Raw genomic sequence first — 12,684 nt, 5'->3', positions numbered from 1 at the left:
GGTCAGCTGGCAGAATTCCCCGGTTCCGGTGCTTGCTCGCAGATCGCGTGGCTGTGGAATGTGGCGTCGCCGAAAGGATAGGGAACCGAGAGGGAGGATGGCTCGAAAAGGTGAACCACAACACAGTACTCCCGCCCAGCGATGAAGTAGAGATACACATTCGGAGCGAACGTGGCGACACGCTGGGGCTCACGTGGAAGCGAGACGGAGCGTTCGAGCACCCGGCTGAGTTCGGCCTCCAGTTCACCGGAGTTTCCCCAACGGGCGCCGCGCCGCAGGGCGGGCGTCCGCGCCATCTCATCTTCGTGAGCCTCACTGCGGCCGATCACAATCATGAAGGGACCGGAGTCCGCTCGTTCCTCGAACGGAAGGTGGCCGCCGCTGCGTTGGTGGTACTCGCGGACAAGCGCCCGGAGGGAATCCGCGGCGGCGAGGCGGACGGGATCCTGTGCACGCTGGTACGCCGTGTCGGCGGCAACATACGCGCTCCGACACGAACTGATGGCGAGGGTTGCGGCGAGAACGATTCCTTGAGCGAATCGGCGGCAGTAGACGGACGAACGGGACATCTTTCAAACGCTCGGAGACATGGGTACCCGCTTGGCCCACCCCATGGCAGTTCAAGAGGGCGGGCGCCCAACGAGGGCCAGGGTGTGGGGCCAGACGCGCAGCCTGTCCGCAGGCCGAAAGCATGCAAGCCACCTCCCACGCAGCCGATGGTCAGGAGTGAGCCCGGGCCTGCACCATAGCGTGCCACAGTCTTCGGAATCGAAACATAGGTGCGGATTCGTTCCCTGCAACCGATTGTCAGGCGGGCGCGCTCCTGGCGAGAAACTCGGCAATACTTTCAGCGGACTCATCGGCTGACAGATGCGTCGTATCAACGGGATGATCCGGCGTTGGCATGATCGGGCGATCGAAGCGACCCTGCGCGGCAGCCATCTGATATTTTGCGATGCCTTTTAGTTTCGCGTACTTCGCGCGATCCGGCTGCTCCAGGCGCCGGTGGAGCTCATCAGGCGCACATCCCAGTTCCACGAAGCTGACCACGCCACCTGCACCGTTGATCCGCTCCTGGAGCGTCGGAATGAATACGTCCGGGACGGTAATCTCCGGTGCAAACGTGAAGATCACGCCGGATAAACCGGAGGAAGCTGCACGTGTGAGTGAGGAAAGCCAGACCTCCTCGCGAAGCTCGATGAACTCCGGGCTGCCGAACTTGAACAGCGATAGCGCGAGATCAAAGGCGAGGTGGTTATGGAACAGCCGGAAGCCGGTACGCTCGGCGAGGTGCCGGCCAATCGTGAGCTTTCCGACACCGGGCCGGCCGTAGAGCACTACAAGTTGAAAGGACATCGAAACCGCGTGGATAGTTGGACGGGCTGACGACCCGAGGGTCAGGGGTGCGGGGCCGGCGCGCAAGCCTTTCGTCCGCATCCCCTGCAGCCGATTGTCAGGCCGCGGCCCGGCCATAGATAAGTTGCGCGGCGTAGCGCGTCGTCAGATAGCTGCACGAGCGTCAACCGGTACCAGCGCGATCGCAGGCGATTCGCCATCATTCACGTAGCGGCGGTTCACGATCGCCGTGCAGTCCCAGAGCTCCGCGGCGATCGCTGGGAACTGCGCGCGCCAGCGCTCCGCGTCGGGCAGTTCGACCAAGAGGACCTCTTCCCGCCCAAGGGTCACATTCGCCATTCCCGCTGAATCCTCCTCCCGCAGGTATGACATGCAATCGATCCAGGCGTTCATGTTCTCGCCATACCAGCCCGGAAAGCCGAGCGCCCGGTCGAACTCCGCATGGAAGCTCGTCTCATCGGAGATCGCGGCGGTGTTGATGCGGATGCGTGCCATTCGCTTTCCTTGCGACGAAGTCGGGGTGTCATGGAAACTCTCAAGGTGACGGAGCACCTGCAACTGCTGCCATGTCTGCCCAGCGGCCTGACGACACAAGGGTCAGGGGTGCGGGGGCGGCGCGCAAGCCTCTCCTCGCCCGAGGGGATGCAGCGCTCCGCAGACCGCAACCCGTTCATCAGCCGCCACTGAGCGCGAATTGAACGCGTCCGGACGACTCGACTACGATGAGGCCACGACAGCGTCCATCTGACCTCGGGTAAGAACGAGAAGATTCCTCGGACTGAACGCGTTCTTCTCAAGCGCCATTAGGAGGCACAGGTACTCGCGAATCCGTAAGAGAGTGTGCAAGCGGTCCTCGGACCAGCAGACAACAATCCCAACCCGGCCAAGCGCTGCGGCGTTAAGCGCACTTCCGATCAGGTACTTGGCCGCGGCGTTCCCCTTTTCGATCTCCACGGCGACGAAGCAACGCGCGTTCAGGTTACCATATTGGAGTGCTTGGAAATCAGGTCCGTGGAAGTCGCTTCCGAAGGCACCGACGTTGCGCTGGTGCTCGTCAGCCAAGGACTCGATGAATGGGCGATTCACGGCGAGTAGCTCATCATACTCGCTGATGTACTGACGCCTAACCGCGAATGGTCCGACGGCGATGTCAACTGCAGGAGAGTACATCCGACGTGCGTGGGGTTTCCGATAGGGGAAATACGCTCTCTCCTCTGGAAGGATCGCATCCCACTCGGTCTGCACATCGGCCCAGCCACCAAGTACAACTCGCAGGCCCTCTGCCAATGTGTTTTTGTACCGGTCAACTTCGCGGAGACGATCGTAGAAGTGCATCATGGTGGCGGGATCGATCAGGGGGAGCGGCATAATTCCTCGAGGATCAGCAGCGCGGGGTCGACACGCAAGCCTCTCGTCCGCCGAAAGCATGGAGAGCGCCGCGGCCTACCGCAGCCGCATGTTATCCCAGAAGCTGCAGCAGCTTGCCAACTCGTAGCGCGCTTATTCGCGCTCCAGTTCCTTCGCCAGTTCGGTCCAGCGTTCACCCCTTTCTGTTGCCAGCTTGGCCAGGACGCTTTTCCAGTCGCTAGGAGGCGAGCGAAAGTTTGGATTCGATGGGTCGAGACGCGCTTGACGGATCGATTGAACCGACACGCCGGCTGCTACGGCGATGTCGGCGTGACTAAGGCAGTCGGTAAGTTGATCCGTGGCCGTCTTGAAGTTCATCTCTCGTCTATGCGCTCGTTGACAGCCCGCCGGCCGTCTATGATGATATAGACAACGGGGCGGAAGAGAAGGCTGGCCGCTCTCCCGGCAAGAAGACACGACCAGCTTCACATGAACGACCCAGGAGCCGTCCGATCCGTAGAGTAGCCCTGCCCGGCGGCGCGGGTCAAGAGATGGAGTTCAGCATGGAACAGCAGCAGCCCCGGCCCTCGCCGATGCGGCTCCTGGAGATCCTGAAGGACCGGTTCGGCGCACTCGAAGCGGTGGCGAACTCCTGAATCAAGCTCGCCCGCTACGCGCCGCAGGACGAACTGGCGATGGACTTGCTCGGTGCTCGAGTTCGGCAGCCGCCTGCGCGACGCGAGGGATGGGGCGATGCAGTGGGCGCAGGCACGAGGGGTGGCACCGCTTACCTGAAGAGTGCGCGGCAGCTGCAGGGAAGCCGGCGGCGGCCGTGAGCGAGAAGCTATCCCGAAGTCCAGCCGCAAGCGTGGCTGACGCAACTCTGCCAAGGCCGCGGTTCCGCGCCGGATGTCGCCTGCAGTGCCGCCTTAGGCTTGCGGCTCTGCGTCCGGACGGCCGTGTGTATCCGCCTCAGCGTACGTGGAGGCGTGGGCTCGTATGATCTCGAAATTGTTTTCACAGGAGTAGACTTGTCTATCAGCGTTCAGCAATTGGAGTGCATTGTAGTGAAGCACATCATTTCGGTGGAGAGCTTTTCGTCGACCCTGAACATCGTGCATGGCGTGGAAGTAATCGGGATGATACATGAGCAGCGCCACCCTCGGACTCAGCGGATAGATTATCTCAAGTCCGTACATGCTAGTTCGCCCCAGCAGCAGGTTCTTCAGAATGCCGCCATTGCCCGTCATCTCGCGCGAAGGAGAAGAGTTGCTTAACACGTCATGAACAAATCCCATCACAGGGTGGTCTGATGTACAGAGTGGCAGATCGGCTACGTTTACACCAATTCGCCAGATATAATAAAAGAGATCCGTCGCAATCTCCGGTATCTCGCCGCTTTGCCAGAGAAATTGCTGGTGTAGCGCCCCCACCCACTCAGGAGGTAATGTAAGATCCAGCTGAAGATCTTTGGTTATTCCAGGGTTCTTTTTCTCCAGGAATATCGTAGCATCCTCGATGAGTAATTCACCTATACGTTCTGAGATCTGCTGCCGAAACTGAGGCGTACGCGCTAATTGAATTGCTACACAGATCGCCATCGTCTGCCTTTCTTCAAGGCTAGCTCCCTTACCGTCGGCGACACGCAAAGCCGCGTTTATCACTTCATTGAACGCATCCTCCCACGTCCCGAACTGCCGTTCAAACGTGTCAGGCGAAACATCGTCAGGAAGTGTCCCCTGTTGGTCCCGCAGAAAACCGTCATTGTAGAACTTAGCCTGGCAGACGTCCCGAACATTCGGAAACGCTACGCGTCCAGTCGGCTTGTCAAACATCCAGACATGGCCTTGGTCTGGTGAGAAGCGACGTAGATACGATTGTGGAACCCAATGTTGTCGGCGGTAGTTAGTCATCCGGATTATACGCGAGAGTTTGTGGAGTACCGAGCGACAAAAGCTCAGTGGATCAGGCGCATGCGCACAGGGTGGCGACCGCGGGGGCGGTCGGGTAGTGCATCGTCCAAACGACCCGCTCGGCTGGCGGCATGCGCGGAGGCGGGCTGGCGGACGGTGAGTTTCTGGGCGCCGCCCTTGAGGATGGCCTGCTTCACCTCGCCGATCGCCTTGGTGATGCGGATCTCGCGCGGGCAGGCTTCCGTGCAGTTGAAGAGCGTGCGGCAGCGCTATTCCCGGCGCGAACGAATCATCAGCGCCCGCCATCGTGCGGCAGCCGTAATCCGCCGAGCCGCGCCTCGATCCAGTACGTAACCGCGGCTTCCAGCGATTCGAATCGTTCTTCGAACAGCTGGCATCCGTGATCGACAATGGTTACCCCGTACCCGCCCGCGCGGCGAACCAGGTGCACGCCGTCGCCCGGAGGGGCATCTCGCACGAACGACTCCAGGCCGCGCTGCCGCGCTCGGGACACGATGTCGTCGAGCGACACGGACCATTTGTGCCGGAGCGCTTCGCGGGAGAGCCGATAGCGATCCAGCAAAGGTCCGAACCGGCCGGTCAGCACCGCGTCCATCTGCTCATCCGCAGGGATCCGGCGATTCAGCATCGAGTGCTCACGAGTGGGTTTCCTGCGCCCCGGGCATTGGGGGATCCAAGGGCTGAACGACGATTCCGCCAAACCGTGCCTCCCGCGCGCGGCACACCACGCCGTCGATGAAGCAGAGGTCGCTGGGGTACTCCTCGTCGGTTGCGACGTATTTCCCGATGCACCCGCCAAACATGCTCCCGTTGCAGAACGCAACCGCTCGCCCGTCCTCGGCGGTCGCGCGCCTCACACACGCGCTGCAAACGTACGCTGGATATCGCGCGTTGGGCCGCACGTCTGATCCGCAGATCGGGCAATGCTGTGAGTCAGGCGGGTTGGACATATCGACCGTCACTGTGACGCTGAGACGTAGAAGGTTGCCCGAACTGGCGGATGCGACTCCGGCCGCCATCCGTCTTGATGCCCAAGGGCGTGCCGGGCGAAAGCACGGCCGCTCAACCGTGGTGTGCGGCGGGCTGGCGAATGGGAACGAGCAAAAACCGGCCCCGCAACGTGGACGCCGCGGGGCCGGTCTGTCGTGCGTGTCGTCCAGCGATCCGCAATCAGCCCGCGTGCGCCGTGTGCGGCTTTCGGACGGTGACGTTCCGGGGGCCGCCCGTGAGGATGGCCTGCTTCACCCCGCCGGTCGCTTTGGTGATGCGGCTCTCGCGCGGGGGCCTCGGTGCAGCTGAAGCCCGTGCGGCAGCGCCCCACGCCCGCGTGGCTGTTCAGACGCATATCGGGCGCAGCAATGATCTGTGCGGCGGCGGAGAGGGCTCCGGTTGAATCTCGGGCGCGTACCACACACAGCACTCTTCTCATCTTGCGCCATAAACCGTCAATCACCATCTTGGCAGACCGTGGACGCCCGTCCACCAGCTCAGCGTCACGCAGGGCGACGAACGCCGCCCCGGAACGCCGATCACGTGTTACCAGGAGACACCGATGCGAAAGATGCAGCTCGACCTCGACACGCTGGCCGTGGAGTCGTTCCCCGTTTCGCCCGAAACCCGCGGGGCCGGCACGGTGGACGCGTACGAGGCACCCACCCCGCCGTACGCCTCGTGCGGCTGCACCACCGGCGCGTCGTACATCGCCCGGTTCTGCCCCCCTCCGGTCTCGAAGACCACCTGCGCCGAGTTCTGACACGGTGCGGGTGCGCTGAACGATTCGTAAAAACCGGCCCCGCGGCGAGAACGTCGCGGGGCCGGTTTGTCGTGCATCGTCCGAACGCACCGATCAGCCGGCGGCGTGCGCCGAGACGGGCTGGCGGACGGTGACGTTCTGGGCGCCGCCCTTGAGGATGGCCTGCTTCACCTCGCCGATCGCCTTGGTAATGCGGATCTCGCGCGGGCAGGCTTCCGTGCAGTTGAAGCCCGTGCGGCAGCGCAACGCGCCTCATGGCTGTGCGGAATCCTCAGCCGTCGTCCGCCGCATGCGTGAAGCCGGCGATCACAGCACAGAGAAGTCAGATGCGTGACCGGCCCTTTTTGATTCCATACCCACTTGACCCCGAGATTCGGCAGTTGGAAGTACGCCCACCACCTCCACGCTGAGCCATCGGAGACGAGGCAATCTCGGTAGTCCGCAAGATCCACCTCGCGCAGCCTCCACGCTTGCTCCTCCGTCACCATGATGCGGCGCGCGCCGCTCGGCCCCACGTCGCCTGCCTTTTCTCCTTCGCGAGGACGGGGCACGTCCTCCGGCCATGGCGTCTGCGTTCGCACGCCGTCCATGCACTCGGTTTTCGTAACTTCGAGAAACACGGGGCCCGTCCATGCCGCGGCGGTACTTGCCTGCTCCTGCACGGCATCATGGGCCCGCCGGTAGTAGGCGGTAACAGGGTCGGGCAGTGTGGCGTGTGCGGCGTTCAACTGTCGACAGTCCGTCCAGCGCTGCCGCCCGTCGTACGACGTGGTGTCGTGGGCGAGCCCCGCGCAGGCATCCGGCCGCCCGATGTGCTCGCTCCAGGGGTTGTTCAAGTGATGGCAACGCATTGCCCCGCCGGTCCAGAGGCATAGCGATTCAATCGCTCCGTCGAGGACCTGCCACTCAGGCGGCATCTGGACGTCGCGAAGCTCCGCATAGGCGGTCCGCTCCGCCGCGCTCCCGTACAGCCGCCGCACGAGTGCCGTGTCGGTGACGGTGCGGTAGCCGCCACCCCCCGGCGCGCGGAAGATGATGAGGCCGTCGTCGTACGCAGCGAGCATGAAGTTCCGGCTGGTACCCAGAGACTCGACGGGCGAGTACTCCCACACGAGCAGGGGTACGGGCGAACGCGTACTAAGCGGGCGGAGCGTGGCGGCCAGCGGCGTAACACGGCTTCGCCCGGAACCCGCTGTGCAGGCTGCGCAGAGAACGGCTGTGATGCCCGCCATGAGCGACCTACGGCGCACGAACGTAAGGGGCGAAACGGCGGGCAACGTTGTCATCCAGCGTAGCGCGGGGGGCGACCCGCACGAGCGGACCAGCCACATTCCGGCCCGCATCGCAATACTCGCCACAAGATTAAGGCGCATTTGCACAATCTATCGGAGTTCAACCGTCACAACCTCCGGCATGAGAACGCCGCTGTGAACGGAACCCGTACAAAACCGGCCCCGCGGCGTTCTCGCCGCGGGGCCGGTTTGTCGTGCATCGTCCAGCATCCGTCGATCAGCCGGCGGCGTGCGCGGAGGCGGGCTGGCGGACGGTGACGTTATGAGCGCCGCCCTTGAGGATGGCCTGCTTCACCTCGCCGATCGCCTTGGTGATGCGGATCTCGCGCGGGCAGGCTTCCGTGCAGTTGAAGATCGTGCGGCAGCGCCACACGCCCTCACGGTCGTTCAGAATCTCCAGCCGCTCATCGCCCGACCCGTCGCGCGAGTCAAAGATGAAGCGGTGCGCGTTCACGATCGCCGCCGGACCCACGAAGTTGTCGTCCGCCCAGAAGCTGGGGCAGCTCGTGGTGCAGGCCGCGCACAGAATGCACTTGGTGGTATCGTCGAACTTTTCGCGGTCCGACACCGTCTGCCGGCGCTCGCGGCCGTCCGTGGGAACCGGCGAGTCGTTGATCAGAAACGGCATCACGGAGCGGTACTGCGCAAAGAACGGCTCCATGTCCACCACCATGTCCTTTATCACCCGGAACCCCATCAGCGGCTCGATGGTGACGCTGTTTCCAACGTCCCGGATGAGGACCTTGCACGCCAGACGGTTCACGCCGTTGATGCGCATGGCGTCGGACCCGCAGATGCCGTGGGCGCAGCTGCGGCGGTAGGTGAGGGTGCCGTCCTCGTACCACTTCACCTGGTTCAGCGCGTCCAGAACCCGGTCCGTGGGGTCGGCATCCACCGTGTACTCGCGGTACACCGGCTTTTCGTCGGTGTCCGGGTTGAAGCGAAAGATGCGCAGCGTGATGCGCGAGTGCGCACCCGCCTTGGCGGCGGCGCGCACGGAAGCCGCGCCGCCCGCGACGCCGGGCCGGGACTGTGTGGGAGCGGCCATCAGTACACCCTCTCCTTGGGCTGGAACTGGGTGATGGTCACCGGCTTGTAGGTGATCTCCATCTCCCCGTTCCGCTGGGTGACGAACGTGTGCTTGAGCCAGTTCACGTCATCGCGCGTCTCAAAGTCCTCGCGCATGTGGGCGCCGCGGCTTTCCGTGCGGTTCAGCGCGCTCAGCGCCGTGACCTCGGCCAGGTCCAGCAGGTTGCTGAGTTCCCAGGCCTCCAGCAGGTCCGTGTTGAAGCGCGTTCCCTTGTCCACGATGCTCACGCCCGCAAAGCGCTGCTTGAGCTCGCGCACCTTGGCCAGTGCATTCGCCATGCCTTCGTTCGTGCGGTAGATGCCGACGTCGTCCTGCATCACGTCCTGCATCTCCTCGCGCAGGCGCGCCGCCGGCTCGCCCTTGGGCACGCCGCGGATGCGCTCCAGCTGCTCGCGCGCGAAATCCTCCGGGTTCTTCGGCAGCTTGGGCAGGTCCGCCGTCGCGCAGTACTCCGCCATGGCGATCCCGCCGCGCCGGCCGAAGACCACCAGGTCCAGCAGCGAGTTGGTGCCCAGACGGTTGGCGCCATGCACGGACACGCACGCCGTTTCGCCGGCCGCGTACAGCCCCGCCAGCACCGTGTTGTTGGCGTCCGACAGCGCGCGGCACTGCGCGTCCGTGGGAATGCCGCCCATGGCGTAGTGCGCCGTGGGCTGAATGGGCATGGGCTGCTTGACCGGATCAATGCCCAGGTACGTGCGGCAGAAGTCGGCGATGTCGGGCAGCTTGTTCTCGATGACGTCGGCGCCCAGGTGCGTGGCGTCGAGGTACACGTACTTCTTGCCGTTGATGCCCCGGCCGTCGCGGATCTCCTGGCTGATGGCGCGGGCCACCACGTCGCGCGACGCCAGGTCCTTCATCGTCGGCGCGTACCGCTCCATGAACCGCTCGCCGTGGTCGTTGCGCAGGATTCCGCCCTCGCCGCGCACGCCCTCGGTAATCAGGATCCCCAGGCGGTAGATGCCGGTGGGATGGAACTGGTAGAACTCCATGTCCTCCAGCGGGATGCCCCGGCGCAGGGCGATCGCCACGCCGTCACCCGTGTTGGCGTGCGCGTTGGAGGTAATCGACCAGACCCGCCCGAAGCCGCCCGTGGCGAATTCCACCGCCTTGGCGTGAAAGACGTGCAGGTCGCCCGTCGCCACCTCGTACGCCACGCAGCCGCAGCAGCGCCCGTCGTCGGCGGTGATGATGTCCAGCACCTGGAACTCGTCGTAGAACTCCACCCCCTGCTTGATGCAGTTCTGGTAGAGCGTCTGCAGGATCATGTGCCCGGTGCGGTCCGCCGCGTAGCAGCTGCGGCGAACGGGGCCCTGCCCGAAGTGGTGCGTGTGCCCGCCAAAGGGGCGCTGCGCGATCTTGCCGTCCGGGGTGCGGCTGAACGGGAGCCCCATGTGCTCCAGCTCGATGATGACGGGAATGGCTTCCTCGCACATCGCCGCGATGGCGTCCTGGTCGCCCAGGTAGTCGGAGCCCTTGACCGTATCAAAGGCGTGCCACTCCGGATGGTCCTCTTCCAGGTTGGCCAGCGCCGCGCACACGCCGCCCTGCGCCGCACCGGTGTGCGACCGCGTGGGGTACAGCTTGGAGATGACGGCCGTGCGCAGTCCGGGCGTGCGCGACAGGTAGATGGCACTCATCATCCCCGCCCCGCCCCCGCCCACCACCAGCGCGTCGTACGTATGAGTATGGATCATGACCGCAGGCCGCGGGTGAAGTCAAAGGTCAGCAGCGCGAACACGCCCCACGCCAGCGTCAGCCCCACGACGGTGTAGAGTACCATCTTGACGATGTGCCGCGTCTTGGGATTGCGGACGTAGTCCTCCACCGAGTACCGGGCGCCGTTCAGCCCGTGCAGCAGGGCGAAGCTGGCGAGGCCGATGTTGAAGAGGCGCCACAGCGGGTTGTTCCACCGCGCCAGCACCACTTCGGCGCTCAGGTGCTCCACGCCGATCATCAGGTTCCACCACACCAGGTGGTACAACGCCATGAAGATCAGCAGCAGCCCCGACACGCGCATGAACAGCCACGAGTAGAGCTCGAACTTGCCCTTCTTGGCCAGCTCGCCCTCGGGCGACTGGTAGCCGCCGCCTGGCCGGCGCTCGCCGCGCCCGGTGTCCTCGACGTGGATCTCGGTGGTGCTCATCGCGCACCCTCCAGGCTCACGGGGGCCACGGGCGCGGGCGCCGCGGAGGCCTCCACCGGAACGCCACCGTTCAGCTGGCGCTGGCGGGCGCGCTCGGTGCCCGGCTCATCCGCCAGGCCGAAGAGCGGGGCCAGCATCATCCACGCGACGGGGAGCATGAGCACCGCCGTCATGCCGATGGCCACGTGCGCCAGGCGCCGCTGGTGCAGCATGGCGATGGGCCAGAAGTCCTGGATGATGATGCGCAGGCCGTTGAAGGCGTGGAACATGACCGCGAAGAAGATCCCCAGCTCCGCCACGCGGAAGAGGGGGCTGCGGTACAGGTCCAGCGCGTGGTCGTACCAGTCGGGCCGGTACACCACCAGCGCCGTGTCGGCCACGTGGATGATGAGGAACAGCAGGATGCCCAGGCCGGTCACGCGGTGCAGCAGCCAGGTCCACATCCCGGCGTTGCCCTTGTAGCGCAGCCCCTGGCTGAAGGATCTGGCTCGGTATTCGGTCGCCATGTTCGGTGCTCCGTCCGGGGCGGATGCGCCCGCCCGGTGGGGTGCTGCAAAGCGCGCCGCGCCCGGGTGGGCGCGGCGCGGTGAAATCGCCGCGATCAGACCAGCGCCATCGGCTCCAGAACGGCGTCCGCCGACTTGCGCAGCGCCGCCTTTTCCTCGTCCGTCAGCTCCACCTCGATGATCTGCTCCAGGCCGTTGCGTCCCAGCTTGCAGGGCACGCCCAGGAACAGGTCCTTCATCCCGTACTCGCCCTGCAGCCACGCGGCGCAGGGAAGAATGCGCTTCTTGTCCTTGACGATGGCTTCGGCCATCTGCACGGCGCCGCTGCTGGGGGCGTAGTACGCGGAGCCCGTCTTGAGGTACTTGACGATCTCGGCGCCGCCGTTGCGCGCGCGGTCCACGATCGCGTCAAGCCGCTCCTTGTCGATGAGCTGCGTGATGGGAATGCCGCTCACCGTGGTGTAGCTGATCAGCGGCACCATGGTGTCGCCGTGGCCGCCCAGCACCATCGCCTGAATGTCCTCGACGGAGACGTCGATGGCCTCGGCCAGGAACGAGCGGTAGCGGCCCGTGTCCAGCACGCCGGCCATGCCGATGACGCGCTCGCGCGGGAAGCCGCTGGCCTTCATCGCCACGTAGCACATCACGTCCAGCGGATTGCTGACCATGATGATGATGGCGTTCGGCGACACGCGGGCGATGTTTTCCGCCACCTGACGCACGATGCCGGCGTTGGTGGTGAGGAGGTCGTCGCGGCTCATGCCCGGCTTGCGGGCGATGCCGGCGGTGACGATGTAGATGCCGGAGCCGGCCGATTCCTCGTAGCCGTTGCTGCCGGTGACGCGGGTGTCGAAGCCTTCGATGGGAGCGGACTCCCACTGGTCCAGGCCCTTGCCCTGGGGAATGCCTTCAGCGATGTCGATGAGCACGACCTCGCGCGCGAGCTCCTTTTCGGCGACGCGCTGGGCCGCCGTGGCGCCCACGTTGCCCGCCCCAACCACCGTGATCTTGTCTATCATCTTCAAAGCCGATGCGAAAGAGAAGTCGGGCCGCCGGACGCTTGGTTCCGGGCGGGCCGGCGGTGGCGCCAACATAGACGGCCCCGCGCGGTGTGTCAACGGCGGTTTGACAGGGAATTTCGGGTGTGTTTCGGGCGATGCGGACCCGCCCGCGCCCGGCCATCCGTTTCCTCCGTCCACCCGGTCCGCTCCGCCCGCGTGACACGCCGCGCGCGGGCCCGTCTGCATGGGAAGACGGGAT

General features: G+C 64.8%; 14 protein-coding genes and 1 pseudogene. 1 reads left to right on the top strand and 14 read right to left on the bottom strand.

The annotated features are described in order from the left end of the window. Positions 1-2 precede the first annotated feature (2 nt). The 8 genes and pseudogenes from HNQ61_RS03965 to HNQ61_RS03930 all read right to left on the bottom strand — a co-directional run bounded on the left by HNQ61_RS03965 (position 3) and on the right by HNQ61_RS03930 (position 5,265). A complete protein-coding gene (locus tag HNQ61_RS03965) occupies positions 3-569 on the bottom strand; it encodes a hypothetical protein (protein WP_170038093.1) in 567 nt (188 codons plus the stop codon). Between the two features lie 238 nt (positions 570-807). Next, complete coding sequence (locus HNQ61_RS03960; RefSeq protein WP_170038095.1) at positions 808-1,356, bottom strand: AAA family ATPase; 549 nt, start codon at positions 1,354-1,356, stop codon at positions 808-810. 144 nt (positions 1,357-1,500) lie between these two features. Then, complete coding sequence (locus tag HNQ61_RS03955; protein ID WP_170038097.1) at positions 1,501-1,851, bottom strand: barstar family protein; 351 nt, start codon at positions 1,849-1,851, stop codon at positions 1,501-1,503. Positions 1,852-2,073: 222 nt separating this feature from the next. Then, positions 2,074-2,694: a hypothetical protein gene (locus HNQ61_RS03945; protein WP_170038099.1), complete on the bottom strand. Its 621-nt coding sequence runs from the start codon at positions 2,692-2,694 to the stop codon at positions 2,074-2,076. Between the two features lie 162 nt (positions 2,695-2,856). Next, a complete protein-coding gene (locus tag HNQ61_RS03940) occupies positions 2,857-3,081 on the bottom strand; it encodes a hypothetical protein (RefSeq protein ID WP_170038101.1) in 225 nt (74 codons plus the stop codon). Between the two features lie 551 nt (positions 3,082-3,632). Further along, positions 3,633-4,616: a DUF4238 domain-containing protein gene (locus HNQ61_RS03935; protein WP_170038103.1), complete on the bottom strand. Its 984-nt coding sequence runs from the start codon at positions 4,614-4,616 to the stop codon at positions 3,633-3,635. 173 nt (positions 4,617-4,789) lie between these two features. Then, a pseudogene (locus HNQ61_RS29795) lies at positions 4,790-4,885 on the bottom strand (succinate dehydrogenase iron-sulfur subunit); the annotation flags it as partial. Between the two features lie 23 nt (positions 4,886-4,908). Continuing rightward, a complete protein-coding gene (locus HNQ61_RS03930) occupies positions 4,909-5,265 on the bottom strand; it encodes a hypothetical protein (RefSeq protein ID WP_170038104.1) in 357 nt (118 codons plus the stop codon). A gap of 924 nt (positions 5,266-6,189) precedes the next feature. On the opposite strand from HNQ61_RS03930, the gene HNQ61_RS03925 reads away from it, so the two are divergent. Further along, on the top strand, positions 6,190-6,390 hold the full coding sequence (locus HNQ61_RS03925; RefSeq protein ID WP_170038106.1) for a hypothetical protein: 201 nt from the start codon (positions 6,190-6,192) through the stop codon (positions 6,388-6,390). Between the two features lie 93 nt (positions 6,391-6,483). On the opposite strand, the gene HNQ61_RS03920 is transcribed toward HNQ61_RS03925, so the two are convergent. The 6 genes from HNQ61_RS03920 to mdh all read right to left on the bottom strand — a co-directional run bounded on the left by HNQ61_RS03920 (position 6,484) and on the right by mdh (position 12,443). After that, complete coding sequence (locus tag HNQ61_RS03920; protein WP_170036013.1) at positions 6,484-6,636, bottom strand: hypothetical protein; 153 nt, start codon at positions 6,634-6,636, stop codon at positions 6,484-6,486. A 1,263-nt stretch (positions 6,637-7,899) separates the two neighbouring features. After that, positions 7,900-8,730: a succinate dehydrogenase iron-sulfur subunit gene (locus tag HNQ61_RS03915; protein ID WP_170038108.1), complete on the bottom strand. Its 831-nt coding sequence runs from the start codon at positions 8,728-8,730 to the stop codon at positions 7,900-7,902. After that, entirely contained in the window at positions 8,730-10,466 is a 1,737-nt protein-coding gene (sdhA, locus tag HNQ61_RS03910) for a succinate dehydrogenase flavoprotein subunit (protein WP_170040399.1), read from the bottom strand. Before sdhA ends, HNQ61_RS03915 begins: the two co-directional genes overlap by 1 nt. Next, positions 10,466-10,918, bottom strand: a complete 453-nt coding sequence (locus HNQ61_RS03905; protein ID WP_170038110.1) for a succinate dehydrogenase, hydrophobic membrane anchor protein — start codon at positions 10,916-10,918, stop codon at positions 10,466-10,468. The genes sdhA and HNQ61_RS03905 overlap by 1 nt, the downstream gene beginning before the upstream one ends. Continuing rightward, a complete protein-coding gene (gene sdhC, locus HNQ61_RS03900) occupies positions 10,915-11,424 on the bottom strand; it encodes a succinate dehydrogenase, cytochrome b556 subunit (RefSeq protein ID WP_170038112.1) in 510 nt (169 codons plus the stop codon). Before sdhC ends, HNQ61_RS03905 begins: the two co-directional genes overlap by 4 nt. 95 nt (positions 11,425-11,519) lie before the next feature. Then, positions 11,520-12,443, bottom strand: coding sequence for a malate dehydrogenase (gene mdh, locus HNQ61_RS03895; RefSeq protein ID WP_170038114.1), 924 nt, complete (start codon positions 12,441-12,443; stop codon positions 11,520-11,522). Between the last annotated feature and the right edge of the window lie 241 nt (positions 12,444-12,684).

Origin of the sequence: Longimicrobium terrae (genome assembly GCF_014202995.1) — a bacterium.
GTDB lineage: Bacteria > Gemmatimonadota > Gemmatimonadetes > Longimicrobiales > Longimicrobiaceae > Longimicrobium > Longimicrobium terrae.
Note: the sequence above shows the minus strand (reverse complement) of the source record. Positions and strands in the feature narration are given on the sequence as shown.

Excerpts from the sequence above, each read along its gene's own strand:
- HNQ61_RS03965 (WP_170038093.1), bottom strand. The coding sequence starts at position 569 with ATGTCCCGTTCGTCCGTCTACTGCCGCCGATTCGCTCAAGGAATCGTT.
- HNQ61_RS03960 (WP_170038095.1), bottom strand. The coding sequence starts at position 1,356 with ATGTCCTTTCAACTTGTAGTGCTCTACGGCCGGCCCGGTGTCGGAAAG.
- HNQ61_RS03955 (WP_170038097.1), bottom strand. The coding sequence starts at position 1,851 with ATGGCACGCATCCGCATCAACACCGCCGCGATCTCCGATGAGACGAGC.
- HNQ61_RS03945 (WP_170038099.1), bottom strand. The coding sequence starts at position 2,694 with ATGATGCACTTCTACGATCGTCTCCGCGAAGTTGACCGGTACAAAAAC.
- HNQ61_RS03940 (WP_170038101.1), bottom strand. The coding sequence starts at position 3,081 with ATGAACTTCAAGACGGCCACGGATCAACTTACCGACTGCCTTAGTCAC.
- HNQ61_RS03935 (WP_170038103.1), bottom strand. The coding sequence starts at position 4,616 with ATGACTAACTACCGCCGACAACATTGGGTTCCACAATCGTATCTACGT.
- HNQ61_RS03930 (WP_170038104.1), bottom strand. The coding sequence starts at position 5,265 with ATGCTGAATCGCCGGATCCCTGCGGATGAGCAGATGGACGCGGTGCTG.
- HNQ61_RS03925 (WP_170038106.1), top strand. The coding sequence starts at position 6,190 with ATGCGAAAGATGCAGCTCGACCTCGACACGCTGGCCGTGGAGTCGTTC.
- HNQ61_RS03915 (WP_170038108.1), bottom strand. The coding sequence starts at position 8,730 with ATGGCCGCTCCCACACAGTCCCGGCCCGGCGTCGCGGGCGGCGCGGCT.
- HNQ61_RS03905 (WP_170038110.1), bottom strand. The coding sequence starts at position 10,918 with ATGAGCACCACCGAGATCCACGTCGAGGACACCGGGCGCGGCGAGCGC.
- sdhC (WP_170038112.1), bottom strand. The coding sequence starts at position 11,424 with ATGGCGACCGAATACCGAGCCAGATCCTTCAGCCAGGGGCTGCGCTAC.
- mdh (WP_170038114.1), bottom strand. The coding sequence starts at position 12,443 with ATGATAGACAAGATCACGGTGGTTGGGGCGGGCAACGTGGGCGCCACG.